This is a genomic window from Ruegeria sp. AP7 (assembly GCF_056539905.1).
The window spans coordinates 104350-125949 of sequence record NZ_JBQFVT010000008.1 but is presented as its reverse complement, the minus strand read 5'-3'; the positions used below and the strand labels follow the sequence as shown (position 1 = coordinate 125949).

22 protein-coding genes are annotated in these 21600 nt (G+C 57.2%); 5 read left to right on the top strand and 17 right to left on the bottom strand.

All coding sequences use genetic code 11. From position 1 onward, the window contains the following. The first annotated feature begins 25 nt into the window (after positions 1–25). Positions 26–619, top strand: a complete 594-nt coding sequence (gene pncA, locus ACR0KN_RS15105; protein ID WP_480654688.1) for a bifunctional nicotinamidase/pyrazinamidase — start codon at positions 26–28, stop codon at positions 617–619. Between the two features lie 3 nt (positions 620–622). Here pncA and ACR0KN_RS15100 read toward each other — a convergent pair whose 3' ends face one another. Then, entirely contained in the window at positions 623–1153 is a 531-nt protein-coding gene (locus ACR0KN_RS15100; protein ID WP_480654686.1) for a hypothetical protein, read from the bottom strand. Positions 1154–1317: 164 nt separating this feature from the next. Between ACR0KN_RS15100 and pncB the strand changes: the two genes are divergently transcribed. Then, entirely contained in the window at positions 1318–2610 is a 1293-nt protein-coding gene (gene pncB / locus ACR0KN_RS15095) for a nicotinate phosphoribosyltransferase (protein ID WP_480654684.1), read from the top strand. On the opposite strand, the gene ACR0KN_RS15090 is transcribed toward pncB, so the two are convergent. From ACR0KN_RS15090 to ACR0KN_RS15065, 6 genes are read right to left on the bottom strand one after another with little or no spacing between them, the layout of a single operon-like run. Continuing rightward, positions 2607–4058 (bottom strand): aldehyde dehydrogenase family protein, encoded by a 1452-nt coding sequence (locus ACR0KN_RS15090; RefSeq protein WP_480654682.1) that lies wholly within the window; start codon positions 4056–4058, stop codon positions 2607–2609. The two genes, pncB and ACR0KN_RS15090, sit on opposite strands and share 4 nt — an antisense overlap. Before the next feature lie 40 nt (positions 4059–4098). Then, a complete protein-coding gene (locus ACR0KN_RS15085) occupies positions 4099–5697 on the bottom strand; it encodes an ABC transporter ATP-binding protein (protein ID WP_480654680.1) in 1599 nt (532 codons plus the stop codon). Further along, entirely contained in the window at positions 5694–6509 is an 816-nt protein-coding gene (locus ACR0KN_RS15080) for an ABC transporter permease (protein WP_480654678.1), read from the bottom strand. Before ACR0KN_RS15080 ends, ACR0KN_RS15085 begins: the two co-directional genes overlap by 4 nt. Next, positions 6506–7453: an ABC transporter permease gene (locus ACR0KN_RS15075; protein WP_480654676.1), complete on the bottom strand. Its 948-nt coding sequence runs from the start codon at positions 7451–7453 to the stop codon at positions 6506–6508. Before ACR0KN_RS15075 ends, ACR0KN_RS15080 begins: the two co-directional genes overlap by 4 nt. A 40-nt stretch (positions 7454–7493) precedes the next feature. Beyond that, complete coding sequence (locus tag ACR0KN_RS15070; RefSeq protein WP_480654674.1) at positions 7494–8513, bottom strand: hypothetical protein; 1020 nt, start codon at positions 8511–8513, stop codon at positions 7494–7496. 19 nt (positions 8514–8532) lie between these two features. Next, on the bottom strand, positions 8533–10020 hold the full coding sequence (locus ACR0KN_RS15065) for an ABC transporter substrate-binding protein (RefSeq protein ID WP_480654672.1): 1488 nt from the start codon (positions 10018–10020) through the stop codon (positions 8533–8535). Between the two features lie 170 nt (positions 10021–10190). Between ACR0KN_RS15065 and panB the strand changes: the two genes are divergently transcribed. The 3 genes from panB to glpK all read left to right on the top strand — a co-directional run bounded on the left by panB (position 10191) and on the right by glpK (position 13427). Next, positions 10191–11030 carry a 3-methyl-2-oxobutanoate hydroxymethyltransferase gene (gene panB, locus ACR0KN_RS15060; RefSeq protein WP_170471560.1) on the top strand — a complete coding sequence of 280 codons (840 nt, stop codon included), beginning with the start codon at positions 10191–10193 and terminating at the stop codon, positions 11028–11030. Continuing rightward, positions 11027–11878 carry a pantoate--beta-alanine ligase gene (gene panC, locus ACR0KN_RS15055; RefSeq protein ID WP_480654670.1) on the top strand — a complete coding sequence of 284 codons (852 nt, stop codon included), beginning with the start codon at positions 11027–11029 and terminating at the stop codon, positions 11876–11878. The genes panB and panC overlap by 4 nt, the downstream gene beginning before the upstream one ends. A gap of 70 nt (positions 11879–11948) precedes the next feature. Further along, positions 11949–13427: a glycerol kinase GlpK gene (gene glpK, locus ACR0KN_RS15050; protein WP_480654668.1), complete on the top strand. Its 1479-nt coding sequence runs from the start codon at positions 11949–11951 to the stop codon at positions 13425–13427. Here glpK and smpB read toward each other — a convergent pair. From smpB to ACR0KN_RS15000, 10 genes are all read right to left on the bottom strand, one after another. Further along, positions 13424–13906, bottom strand: a complete 483-nt coding sequence (smpB, locus tag ACR0KN_RS15045; protein ID WP_170471555.1) for an SsrA-binding protein SmpB — start codon at positions 13904–13906, stop codon at positions 13424–13426. The two genes, glpK and smpB, sit on opposite strands and share 4 nt — an antisense overlap. Before the next feature lie 44 nt (positions 13907–13950). Beyond that, entirely contained in the window at positions 13951–14493 is a 543-nt protein-coding gene (idi, locus tag ACR0KN_RS15040) for an isopentenyl-diphosphate Delta-isomerase (RefSeq protein WP_170471553.1), read from the bottom strand. A 147-nt stretch (positions 14494–14640) separates the two neighbouring features. Continuing rightward, entirely contained in the window at positions 14641–15054 is a 414-nt protein-coding gene (locus ACR0KN_RS15035; RefSeq protein WP_010438429.1) for a c-type cytochrome, read from the bottom strand. Positions 15055–15167: 113 nt separating this feature from the next. Continuing rightward, entirely contained in the window at positions 15168–16181 is a 1014-nt protein-coding gene (locus tag ACR0KN_RS15030) for a P1 family peptidase (protein ID WP_480654665.1), read from the bottom strand. A gap of 82 nt (positions 16182–16263) precedes the next feature. After that, entirely contained in the window at positions 16264–17010 is a 747-nt protein-coding gene (locus tag ACR0KN_RS15025) for an SDR family oxidoreductase (RefSeq protein WP_480654663.1), read from the bottom strand. Between the two features lie 60 nt (positions 17011–17070). Then, positions 17071–17490, bottom strand: coding sequence for an alternative ribosome rescue aminoacyl-tRNA hydrolase ArfB (gene arfB, locus ACR0KN_RS15020; protein WP_480654661.1), 420 nt, complete (start codon positions 17488–17490; stop codon positions 17071–17073). A gap of 262 nt (positions 17491–17752) precedes the next feature. Then, positions 17753–18400 carry a queuosine precursor transporter gene (locus ACR0KN_RS15015; RefSeq protein WP_010438419.1) on the bottom strand — a complete coding sequence of 216 codons (648 nt, stop codon included), beginning with the start codon at positions 18398–18400 and terminating at the stop codon, positions 17753–17755. 91 nt (positions 18401–18491) lie between these two features. After that, positions 18492–19376, bottom strand: coding sequence for an esterase-like activity of phytase family protein (locus ACR0KN_RS15010; RefSeq protein WP_480654659.1), 885 nt, complete (start codon positions 19374–19376; stop codon positions 18492–18494). Continuing rightward, positions 19349–20212, bottom strand: coding sequence for a penicillin-insensitive murein endopeptidase (mepA, locus tag ACR0KN_RS15005; protein ID WP_480654657.1), 864 nt, complete (start codon positions 20210–20212; stop codon positions 19349–19351). The genes ACR0KN_RS15010 and mepA overlap by 28 nt, the downstream gene beginning before the upstream one ends. Further along, positions 20209–21576: an MFS transporter gene (locus ACR0KN_RS15000; protein ID WP_480654655.1), complete on the bottom strand. Its 1368-nt coding sequence runs from the start codon at positions 21574–21576 to the stop codon at positions 20209–20211. The genes mepA and ACR0KN_RS15000 overlap by 4 nt, the downstream gene beginning before the upstream one ends. Positions 21577–21600 lie beyond the last annotated feature (24 nt).

Sequence of the window (21600 nt, the reverse complement as noted above, 5' to 3'; positions counted from 1 at the left end):
GATTATGTAACTGAAGGAGACCAACATGTCCCAAGCGCTGCTCGTCATCGATGTTCAGAATGATTTCTGCCCGGGAGGCGCACTCGCCGTTGCGGGTGGCGATGAAATCGTCGCTCCGATCAACGCGATCATGGGCGATTTCGACGCGGTGATCCTGACTCAGGATTGGCATCCGGCGGGGCATTCGTCTTTCGCCAGCTCACATGACGACAAATCCCCGTTCGAAATGATCCAGATGCCCTACGGCGCTCAAGTCCTGTGGCCTGATCACTGCGTTCAAGGCTCGGATGGCGCGGCCTTTCACCCGGACCTGCGTACCGATGGCGACCTGATCATCCGAAAAGGCTTTCGCCGCGACATCGACAGTTATTCGGCATTCTTCGAAAATGATCATTCCACTCCGACTGGTCTGAAAGGCTATCTTGAGACGCGCGGGATCGGACAGTTGACGATGGTTGGACTGGCGACAGATTTCTGCGTCCATTATTCGGCGGTAGATGCGGCACGTCTTGGATTTGACGTTACTATCAGAACCGGTCTGTGCCGTGCGATAGATATGGATGGATCATTATCATCCGCCGAGAAATCAATGCGCGAAGCGGGTGTCAAATTGGCCTAACGATCAATTCGCTGCGCCGTACTCCGCCAGGAGCTTCAGCAACACAAACAAAATCACAGCAAGCCCCAACGCAAATCCCAATCGCCCAACCAGGGTGCGCCGTTCCGGACGTACCGGCTCGGGGCTTTGGGATTGTACAGGTCGCGCAGGTGCCGGGCGGAGAACATGACCGGGCTTAGCTGCCCTGATGTGCGCCAGGAAGTGATGAAAATCAAACTCGCCGCAATATTCGCCCTGAACACCCATGTTCCGAATGTTTGCAAAAAGCCGTTTCAGAATTACGACGCGATTCTCGGAATCCTCGGGCCGGTAATATCCGGTGGACCGATTGTCACTCACCGTATCCAGACTGAAGCCAGATTCCAGAAATATGCGACGTATTTTAGGCGAAGCTGCCCGCAAGGCATCTGCAGTCTTGATATTCCTGAACTGCGCGCGCACCGGGGGTCGCCCTGTTACCGCTGTGTGTCCATGTTCCGGATCAACCTCATCCGGAGCAATCGCCACTATGTCAAAGTCGTACTCGAGACTCATTCACCAAATTCAACCTCTCAACCATCCCCACCCCCTCACTAAAGCGTGAAGGACACTCATAATATGCCCGCAATGTGACTTGTCATGGGCATTGTTACCAATCCAGCGACTCTTGCCAATCAGCGCGCTGATTGATCTAACAACGGAAATCGCAGGAGGTCCCCATGGTCGACATCGCGACGCGGGTCTACAATCACAAATGGAAGATTGACCCAATTGTGCGGTCATTAATAGACACAGACTTCTACAAACTGCTGATGTGCCAGTCAGTGTTTCGAAATAAGCCCCAAACAGACGTGGTTTTTTCGCTCATTAACCGGTCGAATCACGTTCCATTGGCCAAATTGATCGATGAAGGTGAGTTGCGTGAACAGCTGGATCATATCCGCTCCCTCAGTCTCAGCCGGGGCGAAAGCACCTGGCTGCGCGGCAATACGTTCTATGGCAAACGCCAGATGTTCCGTCCTGATTTCATGGAGTGGTTCGAAAATCTGCGTCTGCCGCCTTATCATCTGGAACGCAAAGGCGATCAGTATGAACTGACCTTCGAAGGCAAGTGGCACGAGGTCATGTTGTGGGAAATCCCAGCATTGGCTGTGCTGATGGAGCTCCGCTCGCGCGCAGTTCTAAACGGGATGCGCCGGTTCGAGCTTCAGGTGCTGTATGCCCGCGCAATGACACGCGTTTGGGAAAAAATCGCCCAGCTTCGCAACATTGAGGGGCTGGGGATTGCGGATTTCGGCACACGACGGCGGCATTCGTTTCTGTGGCAGGACTGGTGCGTGCAGGCGATGATCGAAGGTTTGGGACCATCTTTCACCGGTACGTCCAACTGCCTGATTGCGATGCGCCGCGAAGTAGAGGCTATCGGCACCAATGCACATGAATTACCCATGGTCTATTCGGCTCTGGCTGAAGATGACGCTGCGCTCGCCCAAGCGCCATATGATGTGCTTAGCGACTGGCATGAAGAACATGACGGTAATCTGCGTATTATTCTACCTGATACCTATGGCACCAAAGGGTTTTTAGACCGCGCGCCCGACTGGCTGGCAGGCTGGACAGGAATACGTATCGACAGCGGCGATCCTGCAACCGGGGCCGAAATTGCAATTGATTGGTGGAAATCTCGAGGTGAAGACCCCACTCAGAAACGCATTATCTTCTCGGACGGATTGGACGTGGACAAAATTCGCGAGCTGCACGCCCAGTTTGCTGATCAGACTAACGTATCGTTTGGCTGGGGCACTCTGCTGACCAACGATTTTCGCGGGCTTGTTCCAAATGACGCGCTGGCCCCCTTCTCGTTGGTCTGTAAGGCAGTGTCCGCCAATGGCAAACCAACCGTGAAGCTGTCTGACAACCCGGAAAAGGCAATGGGGCCAACAGATCAGATTGAGCGGTACAAGCGGGTTTTTGGCGTCGGAGCGCAGAAAGCGATCGAGGTGATCGTTTAGCCGTGATAGGCAGCGACCGTCTTAAGCTGTGAGAACCCGTACAGCGCTTCGAAGCCTTTTTCGCGGCCGTGGCCGGATTTACCAACACCTCCAAAAGGCAACTCAACACCGCCGCCCGCACCATAGTTGTTGATGAAGACTTGCCCCGACTGCAGCCCCTTGGCCAGTCGCATCTGGCGTGCCCCATCCCGCGTCCAGACGCTGGCGACAAGGCCATAGTCGGTGCTATTCGCTATGCTTAGAGCCTCTTCCTCGGTTTCAAACGGTATCAAAACCTGAACCGGGCCAAATATTTCATCCCGCGCAAGCACATGGTCAGGAGGGACGTCAGCAAAGAGTGTGGGCAGGACATAAGCCCCATTTTCTGGGGCGTTTTCCACGATTTGCCCCTGTCCGGCGATGGTCAAATCCGCGCCCTTCTCAAGAAAACCGTTTACGATCTGTTTTTGCCGTTCCGAGATCAACGGCCCGACGCGCGGATCGTTCATCGCCGGTCCCACGGATAGCTCGCTATATGCGTCGGCCATGCGAGACTTGACCTGCTCATAAACGCCCCGCTGAACCAAAATGCGAGATGAGGCCGAGCAGGTTTGGCCCGCATTCTGAATGCCCGCATTCACCAGAAACGGCAGCGCGGCATCCAGATCGGCATCATCGAAGACCAGTTGCGGCGACTTGCCGCCCAATTCCAGCGTCACCGGGACAACATTTCGACCAGCCGCTTGCTGCACAAGTGCTCCCGTCGCGACCGAACCGGTGAAGGAGATATGATCGACATCTGGGTGTGCCGATAGCGCCGCGCCTGCTTGGGCTCCCAGTCCGGGCACCGCATTCAAGGCTCCGGGTGGCAAGCCCGCTTGAATAGCCAGATGAGCGAAGGCCAATGCGGTCAGGCAGGCTTCTTCCGCCGGTTTCAGAACGCACGCGTTGCCCATCGCCAGCGCCGCCCCGACCGAGCGGCCAATGATCTGCATCGGATAGTTCCACGGCACGATATGGCCGGTCACACCATGCGGTTCGCGCAGCGTGTAAACGGTGTAGCCATCAAGGTAGGGAATGGTCTCGCCCATCACTTTATCCGCAGCACCGCCGTAAAACTCGCAATACCGCGCCAAGGCAACGGCATCCGCCCGTGCCTGGGTCAGCGGTTTGCCGACATCCATCGCCTCAAGCTGTGCCAGATCATCCACCCGTCCCAGAACCAGTTGCCCCAACCGGGTGAGAACACGCCCCCTTTCCAGCGCGGTCATGCGACCCCATTCCTCATCGCGCGCAGAACGGGCGGCCTGCACCGCAGCATCTATATCGCGTTCGTTACCCCTTGCGATCTGGCAGATTTCAGAGCCGTCCGAGGGATTAACAAGCGTCAAGCATTGCCCTGACACAGGTGTTTTCCATTCACCACCAATCAGACACAGGCTGGGATCGAACCAGAGGGGGTTAGACATCAAAAACTCCTAAAGTAGGCTCTAATAAGGCACTTATGGATCACGCAGCCCCCTGTCCGATCTCTGGCAGACTGGGCGCTGCATCGATTAGCGTTCGCGTGTAAGGGTGCTGTGGCCTGGTAAATACCTGCTCGGTTTCACCCTGCTCGACAATCTTGCCGGCCTGCATCACGAGCACGCGGTCGGTGATCGTACGAACCACACTCAGATCGTGGCTGATAAACAGATATGTCAGATCGTAGGTCTCACAAAGCTCGACCAAAAGATCGAGGATCTGGGCGCGTACCGAGACATCGAGGGCCGAGACAGCCTCATCGAACAGGATCAACTCGGGCTGGATGATCAGCGCACGGGCGATGGCGATCCGTTGGCGTTGCCCGCCCGAAAACTCGTGGATATACCTGCTTGAGTCATCCGGACTGAGGCCAACCGCAGTAAGCATTTCGGCGATGCGATCCTGCCGTTCGGACCCGGTTGGCGGGGTTTCGAGTAGGTGAAACGGCTCGGTGATCAGACGCGTAACCCTGTGGCGCGGATTGAAACTGCCGTAGGGGTCCTGAAACACCACCTGCATTTTGCGACGTACTGCAAGATTGGGTTTATGGCCTGTAAATACAGGCTGACCATCCAGAGATATTCGGCCTTGTTGTACCTCTTCGAGACCCAATATCGCCCGTGTTAGGGTCGATTTTCCACAGCCGGACTCACCAACCAACCCCAATCGTTCCCCTCGGTTCAGCGTAAAGCTAACCTGATCGACGGCCCGGTGATGGCCAGGTGCTTCGAACAAGCGCTTTCTGGGCAGGCGGTAGTCCCGAACCACATTGTCGACTTCCAGCAATGGCCTTGGCTCTGGGGCTACCGGCAGGTTGACCTGATGCCCCGAAGCCTCGAACAGCGTGCGGGTATAGGGGTGTTGCATATGGCGTAGCAGATGTTCGGTTGCGCCGGTTTCAACCACCTCGCCATGCCGCATAACCACGATCTGATCCGCCATGCCAGCAACCACTGCCAAATCATGGGTGATCATCAGCAGACCCATGCCGTATTCCGTCACCAGCCCTTTGAGCAAGTCGAGGATTTGTGCCTGCGTCGTCACGTCCAGCGCCGTTGTCGGCTCATCTGCGATCAGTAGCCGGGGGCGCAACGCAATCGCCATGGCGATCACCACACGCTGACGCTGTCCACCCGACAGCTCGTGCGGAAAGCGTGTCATAGGGAACCGGTCGGTGGGCAATCCGACCCGCGCCAAAACCTCTTCGGCCCGTGCGCGCGCCTGGGCGGGGGGCATGGCCTTGTGGATCAGGATGGTCTCCATCACCTGATCGCCAATTGTCTTCACCGGGTTCAAGGCAGTCATCGGCTCTTGGAAAACCATTCCGATCGCGGCACCCCGCAGGGCGCACATCTCTGCTTCTGACTGATTCAGCAGGTTCTGACCGTCAAGCTGCAGCACCCCTTCCGCATCAGCCCCGTTGGGTAGCAACTGCATCACGGCAAGGGCGGTAATAGACTTGCCTGAACCGCTCTCGCCCGTCACAGCCACAATCCTCCCCGGCGCAAGTGATAGGTTGATCCGTTTCAGGATTTGAGTGCCGTGAATGGTTAGCGAAAGGTCCTTGATCTCAAGTAAGCTCATGCGCGGGCCACCCGTATCCGAGGGTCCAACCAGTCGCGCAAGCCATCACCCAGAAGGTTCAGACCTAGAACCGTCACGATGATCGCCAAACCCGGAATCAGAGCCAAATGCGGGGCAAAACTGACCATAGTCTGCGCGTCGGCCAGCATTCTGCCCCAGCTTGGTGTGGGCGCTTGCGCGCCTAGTCCGACATAAGACAGCCCGGCCTCGGCCAGAATACCCAGAGAGAATTGAATCGTTCCCTGAACGATCAGCAGATTGGCGACATTGGGCAGGATGTGTTCAGCCGATATGCGTGCCGCCCCTTTGCCTGACACGCGGGCGGCGAGGATGAACTCGCGCTCCCACAGCGACAGGGCCGCACCTCGGGTGATGCGCGCAAAGACAGGGATGTTGAAGATACCGATGGCGATGATCGCGTTAATGGCCCCGGCACCAAAGACAGCGGTGATCAGAATGGCGATGACAAGAGAGGGGAATGCAAAGACCAGATCGTTGCCGCGCATGATGACTTCGTCCAGCCACGACCCTTTGCGCGCGGCAGCGGTAAGGCCCAAGGGGACGCCCAGCGCCATGCCGATCCCGACGGCCACCAACGCTACCGCAATCGAGGTACGAGCGCCGACCATGATCATAGAGAACATGTCGCGCCCGAAATGATCGGTGCCGAACCAGTGTTGCGCGTTTGGCGGTTGCAGCTTGGCCGGAATATTGAGCGCGGCATGGTCATATGGCGTCCAGACAAACGATACGAGCGCTGCCAGAAGCACCAGCGAGGACAGTGCGGCACCAAGGATCAGGTTGCGGCTCATGTCCTGCTCCTCAGTCTTGGATCGACGGCGGCATAGGCCAAATCGACCCAAAAGTTCACCATGATGACGGCGAAGACCAGCAACATGACGACCGATTCCACTACGATCAGGTCACGTGCAGAAATCGCTTGAAACACCAGCCGTCCGAGGCCTGGCAGATAGAAAACCTGTTCGATGATGATTGAGCCTGCCAGCAGGAAGGAAAATTGGAGCCCGATGATCGTCAGCACAGGAATCAGAGCATTCCGCACCCCGTGTCGCCACAGTGCCTGACGGCGTGATAGGCCCTTGGCGCGGGCAGTACGCATAAAATCCTCGGCCAGAATGTCCAGCAATGCTGATCGCATAACCCGCGCAAGAATAGCCGCCTGTGGCAGGGCTAGGGCGATCGCAGGCAGGGTCAGAGAATGCAGGCCGGTCCAGACGCCGTTTTCCCAACCCGCGAACCCGCCGGCATTGAACCAGCGCAGATTGATCGCAAATATCAGCACCAGCATCATTGCAAACCAGAAGTTCGGCACTGCTATCCCGAGTTGCGTTGCGCCCATTACAGCCAAGTCACCCGGTTTGCCACGCCGTGCCGCTGCATAGATACCAGCGGGAAACGCAATAAGCGTGGACAGGGTCAGTGCGTACAACGCCAGCGGCAACGACACCCATAGTCGATCCGTAATCATCTGCGACACCGGCGTGCGATAAGTGTAGGATGTGCCGAAATCCCCAACCAGCATCCCGCCGACCCAGTTGAAATACCGTTCGACTTTGGAGACATCGAGACCCAATTCAGCCCGCAGGGCGGCCAAAGTGTCTGCCTGCGCGTTCACACCCAGCATGAACGACGCCGGATCACCGGGCGCAATCTCGATCACCGCGAAGATGACAACCGAGGCGACGGCCAGACTCAGGATCAGCGACAGCAGGCGTTTGAGGGCATAACGTAGCATTGGTAACAGGTTAAGTGTCTGGATTGCGCGGGTCCAGCACCTACTCGTAGGCCTGTCGCTCGTCGTTGACCAGTTTGATCGCACAGGCCGAGAGATTGGCGGCAGGCTCAGTCTCTGACAGCCATTCAAGATTGGTTTCAGTACGAGCCAGCGCGGCGCGGCGCAGGACCATCAACCGGGCGCGTGGGCTATCCAGAAATTCATTTTGCGGGATCACCGTTTCAAGCGGGCTGTCGATACGGATGACCTCGAAGTACCCGCCCGTCAGCGCCAAAAACGCAAAAGCGCAGGCCGGTGCGTCATCGGCACATTGCTGATTGCAAAGTTGCGCAATGGGGTGTGTTGCTTCAGAAGACATCAGCCAGTTCTCTACCGATTGACGCCACGGGTTGTCCGGTGAGATATCGCCGTACCCTAACCCAAGCGCCAGCAGACCCGCCATACCCAGCGCCTGGTCCGAGCTTGCGTCGACCGGATCAGATTGAATATGACGCAACGCCGCAAGCCCGTCTCCGCGTGGTTCTGGAGTTTGGGACAGATAGGCCAAGTAGGGTTTCAAGGCCTGCATGACTTGATCGTTGGCCTGCAGCGTCTCACGCATGCTGGCGTTACCATACAAAGCCACGATGCGCGTTGGATAATCCGTGGCCTGATGCTCACCAAGCGCGTTGAGTTTTGCGATCAGGTCAAGATCGGGGTTCGGATGCTTGGCCTGGAGTAAGATTTGCGCCAACTCGTTTCCAGCGCGTGCCTCGACCGTTAACCACGACTGCCCAAAGGCCGACCAATCTTTCTGGCGAAAAAGCTTTCGCGACTGTTTGGGTCCCAGCGATTGACGATATGGCGACGGCCCCAGATCCGATGTTTCGATCCGACCCAGTAACAGGCGCGCTTCTACGTCACCTTCAGCGGCAAGCTCTGCCAACATGGGCAGGGCCTGCTCATCGTCGCCTTGCAGCCACAACTCAACCGCCTGGCCAAGCGATGAGTCGGCCCGAGCAACAGGTGTAATAGCGATCTGCGCCGCGAGGGTAAGAGCGACGAAGATTGACTTGACCATGCACGGACCTCCCTAGGGTCTATTCGTCCCAGCTGATGGCAGTCAGGTCGATCGCTGCGGTGGGCGCGTTTTCCCACAGACCCTGAACACCCGCCTTGGCAACCCCGAGCTTGGCAAGCTGAAACAGATACCCGTTGACGTAATCGGTTGCGATCAGGCGCTGCGCCTCCCCCAACAGACGAGCGCGTTCATCAGGGTCGGTGGTGGAATTCAGCGTGTCCATCAAAGCCTGAAAATCGGTGCTGTCATATTGGAAATAATAGTCAGGACGCGCATAGATACCGATATCCATCGGCTCGGTGTGGCTGACGATGGTCAGGCCGAACTCCTTGCCTTTGAACACGCTTTCCAGCCATTGCGCCCATTCCACATTGATGATCTCGGCTTTGATGCCAATCTCGGCCAGCTGAGCAGCGATGATCTCACCCCCGCGCCGAGCGTAAGAGGGCGGTGGCAGATGCAGCGTAGTCTCGAACCCGTCGGGATATCCGGCCTCGGCGAGAAGGGCCTTAGCTTTCTCAGGGTCGTAGGCCGAATTACCAGTCAGATCAACATAAGCCGGGTTGTGCGGCGCGAAATGGGTGCCGATGGGCGTGCCATAACCGAACATCGCGCCGTCGATGATGGCTTGCCGGTCGATGGCATGGGCTAGGGCCTGCCGCACGAGTATGTCGTCAAAGGGTTCTTGTTTGTTGTTGGTCGATAAGATTGTCTCACCCTCAGTCGAACCGACAAGGACCTGAAAGCGCGGATCGGCCTCGAACTGAGGCAGGTTCTCGGGCGCAGGGAAATTGTCGAACACGTCCACATCCTCGGCCATCATGGCGGCGAAGGCGGCGGTCGGGTCCGAAATAAATTTGAACGTTGCAGTCTCTAACGCGGGCTGATCGCCCCAATAGTCGGGATTTCGATTCAGGGTGATGCTGTCCCCTTGCACCCAATCGGCAAAGGTGAACGCACCCGTGCCAACCGGGTTGGTCTTAATATTCTCGATACTTTCCGGAGCAACGATGACCGCGTCACCCCAGGCAAGGTTGAAGAGGAAATTACCGTTCGGTTCCTTCAACGTCACCTGAACGGTCAGAGGATCTACAACTTCGACAGTCTCAATCCCAGCGAACAGAGCCTTTTGTGCATTGGCGCTGTCTTCCGCAGTCGCCCGGTCGAGGCTGAATTTGACGTCCTCGGCATCCATCGTGGTGCCGTCATGAAAAGTCACGCCATCGCGCAGTTTGAATGTGTAGACCGTGCCATCATCCGAAATCTCCCAACTTTCAGCCAACCCGGGAACAACCGATCCATCGCCCATAAAGCGGGTCAGACCTTCGAAGATGTTGGTGTAGACAACCGAATCGATTGCCTGAGCGGCGGCGCTGGTTGGGTCCAGATGCGGCGGCTCTAGCTGCATGGCGATGGTGATGTCGGATTTAGCCAGAGCCTGCGTGGCAAACAGGCTGGCACCTAGGGCCAAGGCCGACGCGAATGAGCGAAAGCGCTGCTTTGTCATGAAAATCTCTCCCCACATTATACGACTATTCCGCTGACTACGGATCGTTCTGAGACCGATCCTGCCAGAAACCCCGGGTCAATCAAGGGATTGTTGGCGCAACCGGGGTTTCTTTGCATCTGCCGCATCTGCTATGCCGCACTGCAACATGAACCCTGCGAGGAGTGATCATGAGCGCCACCGCCCACAAGAAAGCCCCGAACGCTGAGGATATCCGTGCCCGGAAAGGCACTGAACCTCTGGTCTCGCTGACTGCCTACACGACGCCGATGGCGCGGTTGATGGATGCGCATTGTGACTTTGTTCTGGTCGGTGACAGCGTCGGAATGGTACTGCACGGGCTGACCTCGACCCTCGGGGTGACGATGGACATGATGATCATGCACGGCCAGGCCGTCGCCCGCGGGCTGGACAGAGCCATGATGGTGATCGACATGCCTTTCGCCAGTTACGAACACGACCCGGCGCAGGCCTTCCGCAACGCGGCCCGCTTAATGTCCGAAACCGGTGCAGGCGCGGTCAAGCTGGAAGGCGGCGTGGAGATGGTCGAAACCATTCGGTTTCTCGTCAAACGCGGCATCCCGGTGATGGCGCATATCGGTTTGACACCGCAATCAATCAACACGCTGGGCGGCTACAAGGTACAGGGGCGCGACAAACAGGCCGATGCCGTACTGGCCGACGCCCGTGCCGTTGCCGAGGCCGGTGCGTTTTCCGTCGTGTTAGAGAAGGTTCCGCAAAGCTTGGCTGACCGGATCACGTCCCAGATTGCGATCCCCACCATCGGCATTGGTGCTTCGGCCGGGTGTGATGGGCAAATTCTGGTGGTAGACGACATGCTGGGCTTTTTCACTGCTTTCAAACCAAAATTCGTCAAACGCTATGCCGATCTTGGCCCGCTGGCCGAAGCAGCAATTGCAGAATACGCAGCCGAGGTTCGTGCCCGCAGCTTTCCGGCAGACGAACATGTCTTTGCAGATCAGACCCCTTCAAAAGGGTCCAAGTCATGACCGCGCCTATTCTGCGTCGGTTGGCGGATTTGCGTGCACTGACCCGTGAATGGCGCCAAAAGGGCGAGGTGATCGGAGTCGTCCCGACTATGGGCGCGCTGCATCAAGGACATCTGTCACTGGCCGAAGCCGCCAAGGCGGATTGCGACCGGGTGGTCGCGACAATCTTTGTGAACCCCAAACAGTTCAACAACCCAGAAGACCTTGCCAACTATCCACGCACCGAACAGGAAGACGCGAAAAAGCTGGCCCCTTATGACGTTGATGCGATTTACGTACCCGACCCTCAGGAGATCTATCCCGAGGGATTCGCCACCACAGTCTCGGTCTCGGGCCTGACTGACACAATGGAGGGTGAATTCCGCCCGGGTCATTTCGATGGCGTGGCGACCGTTGTCGCCAAACTGTTCCTGCAAATGCAGGCGGATCGAGCCTATTTTGGGGAAAAAGACTATCAGCAGCTTATGATCGTCCGACGGATGGCCCGCGATCTGGATATTCCGATCAAGGTGATTGGTTGCCCGACGGTACGAGAGCCCTCGGGTCTTGCCATGTCTTCGCGCAACCAGAGACTGTCAGATCGGGGGTTGGTAATTGCGGCTAAAAAACATCGCATCATGCGCGCACTTGTTCAGGCTCTGGAGAATGGTGAGGCGTTCAACTCGCTGGTGACGCAAGCCCAGGCTGAATTGCTGGCCGCCGGTTTCGCTGAGGTGGAATATCTCCAACTCCGCTGTGCCGATACGCTGGACCCGCTAGCCCACGCCGACCGCCCGGCGCGCTTGTTCGCGGCGACCATGCTTGAAGGCGTGCGGCTGATCGATAATCTGCCGGTGTCAAAGGTCTGATTTCCCCTCTGGCACGTTTGGCATTGTTTGCGCTAAAGTCCCGCAAAACCAATGCGGGAGGGGCGCAGTCATGACCTATATTCTGGCAATCGATCAGGGCACCACATCGTCTCGTGCGATCCTGTTTGACGCGCAAATGCAGCGCGTCGGCACTGCGCAGCACGAGTTTACGCAGCATTTCCCGCAGGAAGGCTGGGTCGAACATGATGCCGAAGAAATCTGGGACAGCGTCCTGACCGTTTGCCGGGAGGTGTTGGAAACCACGGGTGTTGCCGCCAGCCAGATCGCCGGAATTGGGATCACCAATCAACGCGAAACCACAGTTATCTGGGATCGCGCCACCGGTGCCCCGATTCACAACGCGATTGTCTGGCAAGACCGGCGCACTGCTGAAATTTGCGAACGTCTTCGCAAAGCGGGGTGCGAAGATGACGTGACCGCCCAGACGGGGCTGCTGCTGGACCCTTATTTCTCGGGCACAAAGGTCAAATGGCTTCTGGATACCGTGCCAGGCGCGCGCGACCGTGCCGCCGCGGGAGCGCTGCTGTTCGGCACAATCGACACCTTCCTGATCTGGCGACTGACCGAAGGGCGCATGCACGCCACCGACGCCACCAACGCCGCTCGTACATTGCTGTTCGACATTCACAAGGGGGAATGGAGCAGCGAGATTTGTGACTTGCTGGACATCCCCCAGGCCTTGTTGCCCGATGTGCGAGATTGTGCCGCAGATTTCGGATCAACATCCCTGTTTGGCAGTGAAATCCCGATTCTCGGCGTGGCAGGGGATCAACAGGCTGCCACCATCGGGCAGGCCTGTTTCCAGCCGGGCATGATGAAATCCACCTACGGCACGGGATGTTTCGCGCTGCTCAATACCGGTGCGCAGCCGGTTGAATCGAAGAACCGCCTGCTGACCACCATTGCCTATCAGCTGGACGGGCAGAAAACTTATGCGCTTGAGGGCTCGATCTTCATCGCCGGTGCGGCAGTGCAATGGCTGCGCGATGCGTTGCAAATCATCGAAGCCGCACCGCAAAGCGGTGAACTGGCCGCGCAAGCTGATCCAAACCAACATGTTGTCCTTGTGCCTGCCTTTACCGGGCTCGGTGCGCCCTATTGGAAACCCGATTGCCGCGGTGCAATCTTTGGCCTGACCCGCAATTCCGGCCGCGCCGAAATCACGCGCGCCACGTTGGAAAGCATCGCGTTCCAAACCCGCGACCTATGGCACGCAATGCAGGGCGATTGGGGGGCCGAGGCTGACGTGATCCTGCGCGTCGATGGCGGAATGAGCGCATCGGACTGGGCCATGCAGGGGCTTTCGGACATTCTGGGCGCGCCCGTTGACCGCCCGGTGATGCAGGAAACCACCGCGCTGGGTGCCGCCTGGCTGGCGGGAATGAAAGCAGGTGTCTACCCGGATCAGGCAGGATTCGCCGAAACCTGGGATCTTGACTGTCGGTTTGAACCCCAGAAGGCCGAGGCCGACCGAGACGCGGCCTATGCGCGCTGGCAGCGAGCCGTTCAGGCGACCATGGCGTTCTAGCTGTGGTCCTTCATCAGACGCTGTTTCTGGCGTGACCAGTCGCGCTTGGCCTGTGTTTCGCGCTTGTCGTGCAGTTTCTTACCCTTGGCGATGCCGATCTTCAGCTTCGCCCGGCCTTTGTGGTTGAAGTACAGCACCAACGGCACCAGCGTCATACCCTTGCGCTGAGTCGCGTTCCACAGGTTTGCCAACTCTTTGCGCGACACCAGCAGCTTACGGCGGCGGCGCTCTTCGTGCTTGAAAACCTTGGCCTGCTCGTATGGCGCAATATAGCTGTTTATCAGCCACAACTCTCCGTCATCAACCGACGCATAGCTTTCAGCAATGTTCGACCCGCCTGCGCGCAGAGATTTGACCTCGGACCCTTCCAGTACGATGCCGCACTCGATATCGTCTTCGATCGCGTAATCGAATCGTGCACGCCGGTTTTCGGCAATCACTTTGTAATTCGGGTCAGTTTTCTGCTTTTGCTTGGCCATGACGCGTTGATGTATTCCGCTTGCGAGCGCCTTGCAAGACAGGGTTACGATTTGGCTGAGATAATCAAGTCAGGCCCAAAGATCGTATCCGCGTGGTTGTGCAGATAAATCTTGAGCCATGGCGTAAAGCGGTTCGGGTGCCGTTTCACCTCAGCCAGCAGATCGTGATAGTCGACCCAACGAATATCCATCACTTCGTCAGGATTAGGCTCGATTTTCAATGGTCCACGCACGTGCGCCAGAAAGACATCGACCACCTCGTTCTCAACCATGCCATTGCCAACGTCGGCGTGATATTCAAGCTTGTGGCGATATTCAGGATATAGCCCGGTAATGCCCAGCTCCTCGCGCAGACGACGTACCGCGCAATGCGAGGCGCTTTCTTCCCAATCTGGATGTGTGCAGCAGGTATTCGCCCAAAGACCCGGCGTGTGATATTTGCCCATCGCCCTGCGCTGCAGCAAAATCTCGGTCCCGCGCACAACGAAGACAGATACCGCCTTGTGCTTGAGGCCTTTTTCGTGTGCCTCAAGCTTGTCAACGGGGGTCAGTTCGCCTTCAACCCAGGCCGGGATCATGATTCCCATCTGTCGTCTCCTGTTGGCGAATCCCGGTGCTCAAAGTCATACCGGTTTTTATCCAAAGTGACGCCGATGGAGGCATCATTCAACCGCACGAAAGGCCGCAGGGGCTGCGGCCTTTTGCACTTTTATACATGAACTAGACGAACCTGGTTATTCGCCCGAAACGCTCACGATATAAGCGTAAACGTCTTCAGCGCCCTTTTTCAGTTTAAAGGTCATTTTTGACTTGGCCGAGGTTTCACCCAGATAGTCTTTAAGAAACGCTTTGGGGTCCTGGGCGTAAGAAACAAAAGTCTCTTCATCCCAGACCAAGCCGTTTTCACCCGCTTCGACAATGCTGTCGCCGTATTTGAACCCTTCGACAGTGCCGGCGGTACGACCCGCAACACCATAGAGGTTCGGTCCGGTCTTTCCGCCTTTGACGATCACTTCACCGGCGGGATCAGCGATCAGGTGACAGGATTTGCATTTGTTAAAGGCTTTCTTGCCAGCTTCGGCGTCACCTTCAGCATAGGCGGGAAGGGCCAGCAGACCAGCAATTGCGGTGGCAAGGATACGATTCATAGCTTTTGCTCCGATACGAATTGGCTGCACAGAAAGGACCTTTGGCGCAGCAGAGAGTCAACGCGCAGATTGCCGCGCGAGGGCACTGTGTCACAGCAGAGACTAGTTCGTCCTTAACTTAAGTCATGTACGGCAGACCAGCAGGGCAGAAGATCGCCTGCACTGGGTGAAGCCAAATAGACCGCGCGCGCAATCGCCCGCGCCAGACAGATTGAGGCCGCGTGGCCGATCATCGCCATTGCTTCGGCCTCAACTTCACGGGCAGTTGTGCTGAGGCCAAATACAAGATCTCCATCGCCGGGCGTGTGCGCGGGAACAATGGCGCGGGCGATGCCATCATGGGCAGCCACCGCCATTCGCTGGCATTGCGGTTTGGTCAGTGCAGCATCGGTTGCAACGATAGCAATGGTTGTGTTTGTCCGATCTGGCTGGGCTGGTTTCATAGCCTCCGCCTTGCGGCTGGTGTGGATGCGGCCAAGATCCGAGGCCGGATCCGGACCATGCCCGCCAAACTCGGAACCGATCTCGAATGGTGCCGCCCAAAAATGGCGATCTCCGGGCGTACCCACACTGCCCAGCGGGTTGGCTGCAACCAGTGCTCCAACAGTTGTTCCATCCTCAATTACTAGCGAGGCCGAGCCCAGTCCTCCCTTATGCATTGCCGCCAATGCACCGGTTCCGGCCCCGGCAGTCCCCAGTTCAAATTCTGGTGAGGCGTTCAGATATGCGGCATTCCCCAGCGCGCGATAGGGGTTTTCGACCCAGTCCTTATCTCCGCCATTAAGCAAATCGAACAGAATCGCCCCCGGCACTATCGGGACGATCGCCGAACCAGCTACATAACCGCGCCCCTCTGCGCGCAAGGCATCGGATACACCCGAACAGGCATCCAGCCCAAAGGCCGATCCACCGGAAAGCGCAATCGCATCAACCCGGTCAACGGATTTGTCGGCCGCCAAGAGATCGGTTTCACGCGTGCCCGGCGCCCCGCCCATGACATGCACCGAAGCCGTGAAAGGGTGATCCGCAGTCAATACAGTCGTGCCCGATTTCAACGCCTCGTCCTGCGCATTGCCGACCTTCAGGCCCGGGACATCGGTAATCAGGTTTTTGGGGCCGGGTGTCATCGAAACCTCTGATGTTGGGCAAAAAAGCGTGCCGCGGCGCGCTGCCTCCGGTGGAGATATTTATGGCCAGATGAAGAGCGGATCAGATGCATCGGCCCCCATCCACCTCAAGCGCGGTGCCTGTGATCATGCTGGCCTCGTCCGAGCACAGGAAACAGGCGGCGTTGGCCATGTCTTCAGGGGTCGAAAAGCGGCCCAGCGGGATGGTCGAGAGGAACTTGGCGCGGATTTCCGGTGTGTCTTCGCCCATGAAGGATTTCAGCAGAGGCGTTTCTCCTGCCACCGGACAGATCGCATTGACACGCACGCCCGATGGGGCGAGTTCCACCGCCATCGTTTTTGTTGCCGTGATCATCCAACCTTTGGACGCGTTATACCAGTTCAGATTGGGGCGCGGCGACAGACCTGCTGTTGAGGCCACGTTCAGGATCGCGCCCATACCGCGCGCCTTCATGCCCGGCACAAAAGCGCGCGCCGTCAGGTAGACAGATTTCATGTTCACTGCAAAAACCCGGTCGAAGTCAGCTTCACTGACGTCTTCTAGTGGCGTTGGCATATGAGTCACGCCCGCATTGTTCACCAGAACATCAAGCGATCCGAAAACACTGTGTACGACATCAGCCATGGCCTGAACGGAGTCCACATCCGAGACGTCAACTTGCTGAGAAATGGCATCCTGGCCTAATGTAGCGGCCATATCGCGGGCGGCATCGCCATTGATATCGGCAATCATAACGCGGGCACCTTCAGAAAGGAACTTTTGCACAATTCCCGCACCGAACCCGGATGCACCACCGGTCACGATTGCGGTTTTACCCTCCAGCCTCATGTTGTTGCCCTCCTGCCCTTGTTGCGGGTCAGACTATCAACCAAGAGCCAAGATGCCAGTTCATTCTTCGGACACTTTGCCCCGTAGCGCCTTGACATCACCGCGTGCTTTTTTGGCTGCCAATCGACGCTTGACCGAGCCATAGGTCGGTTTCGTTACAATCCTACGCTTGGGTTTGACCAAGGCGCGGGCAATCAGCTCCCCCAGCCGGGCGCGCGCAATCTCGCGGTTGCGGGCCTGGGAACGGGTTTCTTCGCATTGGATGACAATCGCTCCGTCCTTAGTCCATCGCCGCCCAGCTATACGTTTCAATCGATTTTTGACCGGGTCGGGCAAGGAGGGTGAGCGCGCTGCTTCGAACCGCAATTCAACCGCTGTCGATACCTTGTTCACGTTCTGCCCACCCGGACCAGAAGACCGCACAAAGCTTTCCGTCATTTCCCAGTCTTGGAGGGTGATATCGTCGTTGATGCGCAACATGGGTCAGACCATACTAGGCACAGGTAAAAACAGAAAGGGCCGCCCCGGTGGGACGGCCCTTCGAAAGTTCAGGAGGTGGGGTCGGTTAGATCAATCGACCAGCCGGAGCGAGCGCTCCGCCAAGGGCTGCCTTAACAGGCGATCCCCCCGGTTGTTCCGACACCTCTCTCCAATCTCTTTCTCGACACTGGATCACCTCCTTTTCTATCTGTTGCGGTTAGAAAGGAGCGTGACACAACTTGTGCCAATCTCAAAGAACTTTTTACGCGGGCTGTGCAGCGGTCAAGCGGGCAACGATCACTTTGAACGGAATCAACGCGATCAAAGCCAGTGACAGTTTCACAAGCCAATCAGCAAAAGCCAGTGTCACCCAGAGCGGCGCCATCGGGCCAGACAGCATGAATGGCACAGGCTCCCACGCCCAACTGATCGCGGCGTCAGCATTGGCACCAAAGAAGGTGACCGAAGCCGAGAAGGCGATGGTGAAGAACAGCGCGGTGTCCAGTGCGGACCCAACCAGCGTCGAGACCAGCGGTGCGCGCCACCAGCGTCCGCCACGCAGCGAATTGAACACGGTGACATCGGTCAGTTGTGCGATTAGGAACGCGGTGCCCGAGGCGACGGCAATCCGCAGCGGTACGGCGGCATAGGTGAAGCCGTCACCCTGCAGCATGATCTGGCTGCCGATCAGCGAGCATATGATACCGGTGACAAAACCGGCAAACACGACCTTGCGGGCTGGACCTACACCATAGACGCGATTCATGATGTCCGTGACCAGGAAGGCCAGCGGATAAGTGAAAGCACCCCAGGTCAACAGCCCATCAAAGATGAGGAACTGGACCAGGATGTTTGAGGCCACGACAATGGCGGCCATGGCAATGATGCCGGGAATAAAGCTGCGTTGCATTTTCAGATGCCCGTTTTGACAAGGTAGCGGCGACTTGGCCCCAGGTTCATCCCAAGGCAGGCCGTGCGTTTAGACCTTTGATAACGACCTGTCAATCGGGCAACAGGTATTCAACCACTTCTGTCCGTTGCAGCGCCAGAAAGTTGTCGTCCGAGATCATCGTAGCGCGCAAACGCATCTGACCGTCGCGCCAGATCGACAATCCTTCGAGGTTGTCGTGAAGTCCGGTGCCGGTTTCGAGTAACACTTCTTCGGAGTGAGGGACATCATTGACAATCTCCCATCGACGCAGGCGCGTTCGAAAGCCAATGAATGCGACGGCACGCTCAAGTACATAAAACCTCCCGTCAGGACCGAATTCAGCGGCAACTGGTAGGAACTTTCCGCGCGCGGGCAGAACAAAGGGCATTGACCAGCGGCTGCCATCCCAACGATAGATCGGGATATCCCCGCGAAGGGTTCTGCTTTTTTCAGTCAGTGTATAAAGCCGTCCCCGATTGTCGATCGCCAGCGCCTCGAATGACCCGTTGCGGTCCAAATTCAAAAACTCTCGTGGACGCGGCAGAACCCGTGTATTTGTGTTGTGCGCCGTATAATGTGCGATGCGGTGAACACCTTCGAACGAGATGTAGATACTTTCATCCGAGGCAACCGCAATCCCTTCGGAATCCCCTGCCCGTCCCTTCAGGACGCGCCCGTTGCTGGACAGGATTGGCCATTGCCCGAGAATTTCGATACCGATGATCTTATCACCGTCCCGATTGACCCGCGCTGTGATCAGCCTTGACCGGTCACTGATCGCGATCAAACGTTCGCCGCCTTCTGCGATGTGAATCGCCGAAAATCCACCAAACCAATCAGAAGTGTTGCGCCAGACGTAAGTATCCAGCAACGAAGCCCGCTTTAGCTCGACTGCCCAAACCTGCCCTGTTAGCAGCAGCGCTAATATCAGTTGGCTTGCAAAACAGCGGTACATTGCTGGGGCAAGTCAGCCAGACGGTATTCTCGTCGTTTCTTTGGTGGAGGCGCATTTGGGTCGGGTGGAGGCGGATTGAGGATATTGCGGACCCATTGTTCCGCTTCTGCACAGCCATCGCCCTTGGGAGGTGGATCCTGATTGACGCAGCCTTTCGATCCCCTTGGGCATTTCAGACGCACATGAAAATGATAGTGATGCCCCCACCACGGTCGAATCTTGCGCAGATAGGCTTTGTTGCCCTTCTCGTCATTGCACATCTGCACCTTGGCACCAGGGAACACAAAGATCCGGGCAACGCGCTTGTCCTTGGCGGCTTCGCGCAACACCGCATGATGCTGCTTGGTCCAGTTGCCGTTCACATAGGCGCCGTTCGCGCGGCGTAAGGATATGGACGAGAGATTCTCACGCGCTTTACGGCTAAGGCGCATGTTGTCACCCGGCAGCATCCAAATATCGATATCCAGACCCAACTGATGCGAACGATGGCCCGATGTCATCGGCCCGCCCCGTGGTTGGCTGATATCCCCGATATAGAGACCATTCCACCCTGGCTGTTTGGCGGCAAAACGGCTGAGGTTCTGCACATAGTCTATCGCCTGAGGATGCCCCCAGTTGCGATTGCGCGACAGGCGCATCGCCTGCCATGTTGGCCCAGTTTCGGGCAATTGCACCGACCCTGCAGCGCACCCGCGCGAATAACTGCCGAAAGCCGCTGATTTTTGCTGAGACCCCACCTTCTGGGCCCCGAACAATTGCTTGGCCAGCGGTTGCGCACCTGCCGTGCCTGCCAGTGTCATCACCGTTAAGACGGCTAAAAAACGTAATAAAATCATCTGCTCTGATCCCCTTCCGGTTTCACCCAGCGCATCAGGACTAGTCCTAGAATAAACAACAGAATGATCGGTGACACCCCCAGTCTTGCACTACCGGTCACTGCCGTTGCTATTCCGATCAAAAGCGGCGCTGCAAAGGCCGTTGCCCGACCCGAAAGCCCATAAAGCCCAAAACTTTCAACCGGGGTGGCGGGATCAGTATGGCGCACCATCATAGATCGGCTGGCCGATTGCAGGATGCCTCCCATACCGCCGATGAGAACTCCGCACCCGAAGAACACCATATCCGGCAAGCCAGAGCCTTCGGGCAATGAAATTCCGTAGATCTGAGTTCGATCCATCGACACAACCGTCAGGCAGACAAAGATCAAAACCCATATGGCGACCAGTATCACTGGTTTAGGGCCGTATTTCCGATCCATCTTACCGCCGACCCATGCGAAGATGGCCGAAGCCAGTACGCTGACGATCCCGAACACACCGATCTTGACGATATCCCATTCCAGGACCAGCGCAGCGTATGTTCCACCAAACGTATATAGCCCGTTCAATGCGTCACGGTAAAACATCGATGACCCAAGAAATGTCGCCAGGCTCACCCGATGACGCAAGGCAGCGACGGATTTTCCCAGCAACCGCAAGGCTTCGCCCACGCTGCCTTGTTTATCAGTATTCGGGTCGTCCCTGACCCAAAGAAAATACGGCACCATGAACAGGATGAACCACCCGGCTGTGAAGGGCCCGACAAACCGAGTACCTTCCTGCGTTGCCGCATCCAGACCGAACATCGGGTCTATCCCGATCAGGGTTTTGCCATTGGGCTGCTCGACGAACAGTGCCAGCATAATCGCCAGCGACAGCAGTCCTCCGAAATAGCCAAACGCAAAACCTGATCCCGAGATCTCACCGACCTCACTGTCATCCCCCAAATCAGGCAGCTGAGAATTGATGAAGATGAGCGCATATTCGGCCCCCACAAAGCCCAGCCCAAAGGCCGAAATCATCAGCCACATATTCGAGCCATCAGGCATCGTGTACCAAAGCGCCGCGGATCCCACCGCGTACATCAGCGAAAATCCAAATATCCAAGGGATACGCCGTCCTGAGACATCTGCCATGGCGCCCAGCAATGGCGCACCAAAGGCAATGATCAGCCCAATAATGGTCATGCCGTTCGCCCAGACAACCTGCGCCTGCGCCTTGGCAGCCTCCTCCACCAGACCTGATGTCAGATAATACTGTGCAGCAACACTTACGAAATAGGGGCCAAATACAAAGGTCACCAGCAAGGTGTGATAGGGCTGCGAAGCCCAGTCGAAAAACCACCAGCCCCAGATGCGCTTGCGCTTGGAAATTTCCGCCATTTCTGCCCCTGTTCTTGTTGAATT

Coding starts and splice junctions, on each gene's coding strand:
- pncA (WP_480654688.1), top strand. CDS start 26: ATGTCCCAAGCGCTGCTCGTCATCGATGTTCAGAATGATTTCTGCCCG.
- ACR0KN_RS15100 (WP_480654686.1), bottom strand. CDS start 1,153: ATGAGTCTCGAGTACGACTTTGACATAGTGGCGATTGCTCCGGATGAG.
- pncB (WP_480654684.1), top strand. CDS start 1,318: ATGGTCGACATCGCGACGCGGGTCTACAATCACAAATGGAAGATTGAC.
- ACR0KN_RS15090 (WP_480654682.1), bottom strand. CDS start 4,058: ATGTCTAACCCCCTCTGGTTCGATCCCAGCCTGTGTCTGATTGGTGGT.
- ACR0KN_RS15085 (WP_480654680.1), bottom strand. CDS start 5,697: ATGAGCTTACTTGAGATCAAGGACCTTTCGCTAACCATTCACGGCACT.
- ACR0KN_RS15080 (WP_480654678.1), bottom strand. CDS start 6,509: ATGAGCCGCAACCTGATCCTTGGTGCCGCACTGTCCTCGCTGGTGCTT.
- ACR0KN_RS15075 (WP_480654676.1), bottom strand. CDS start 7,453: ATGCTACGTTATGCCCTCAAACGCCTGCTGTCGCTGATCCTGAGTCTG.
- ACR0KN_RS15070 (WP_480654674.1), bottom strand. CDS start 8,513: ATGGTCAAGTCAATCTTCGTCGCTCTTACCCTCGCGGCGCAGATCGCT.
- ACR0KN_RS15065 (WP_480654672.1), bottom strand. CDS start 10,020: ATGACAAAGCAGCGCTTTCGCTCATTCGCGTCGGCCTTGGCCCTAGGT.
- panB (WP_170471560.1), top strand. CDS start 10,191: ATGAGCGCCACCGCCCACAAGAAAGCCCCGAACGCTGAGGATATCCGT.
- panC (WP_480654670.1), top strand. CDS start 11,027: ATGACCGCGCCTATTCTGCGTCGGTTGGCGGATTTGCGTGCACTGACC.
- glpK (WP_480654668.1), top strand. CDS start 11,949: ATGACCTATATTCTGGCAATCGATCAGGGCACCACATCGTCTCGTGCG.
- smpB (WP_170471555.1), bottom strand. CDS start 13,906: ATGGCCAAGCAAAAGCAGAAAACTGACCCGAATTACAAAGTGATTGCC.
- idi (WP_170471553.1), bottom strand. CDS start 14,493: ATGGGAATCATGATCCCGGCCTGGGTTGAAGGCGAACTGACCCCCGTT.
- ACR0KN_RS15035 (WP_010438429.1), bottom strand. CDS start 15,054: ATGAATCGTATCCTTGCCACCGCAATTGCTGGTCTGCTGGCCCTTCCC.
- ACR0KN_RS15030 (WP_480654665.1), bottom strand. CDS start 16,181: ATGACACCCGGCCCCAAAAACCTGATTACCGATGTCCCGGGCCTGAAG.
- ACR0KN_RS15025 (WP_480654663.1), bottom strand. CDS start 17,010: ATGAGGCTGGAGGGTAAAACCGCAATCGTGACCGGTGGTGCATCCGGG.
- arfB (WP_480654661.1), bottom strand. CDS start 17,490: ATGTTGCGCATCAACGACGATATCACCCTCCAAGACTGGGAAATGACG.
- ACR0KN_RS15015 (WP_010438419.1), bottom strand. CDS start 18,400: ATGCAACGCAGCTTTATTCCCGGCATCATTGCCATGGCCGCCATTGTC.
- ACR0KN_RS15010 (WP_480654659.1), bottom strand. CDS start 19,376: ATGTACCGCTGTTTTGCAAGCCAACTGATATTAGCGCTGCTGCTAACA.
- mepA (WP_480654657.1), bottom strand. CDS start 20,212: ATGATTTTATTACGTTTTTTAGCCGTCTTAACGGTGATGACACTGGCA.
- ACR0KN_RS15000 (WP_480654655.1), bottom strand. CDS start 21,576: ATGGCGGAAATTTCCAAGCGCAAGCGCATCTGGGGCTGGTGGTTTTTC.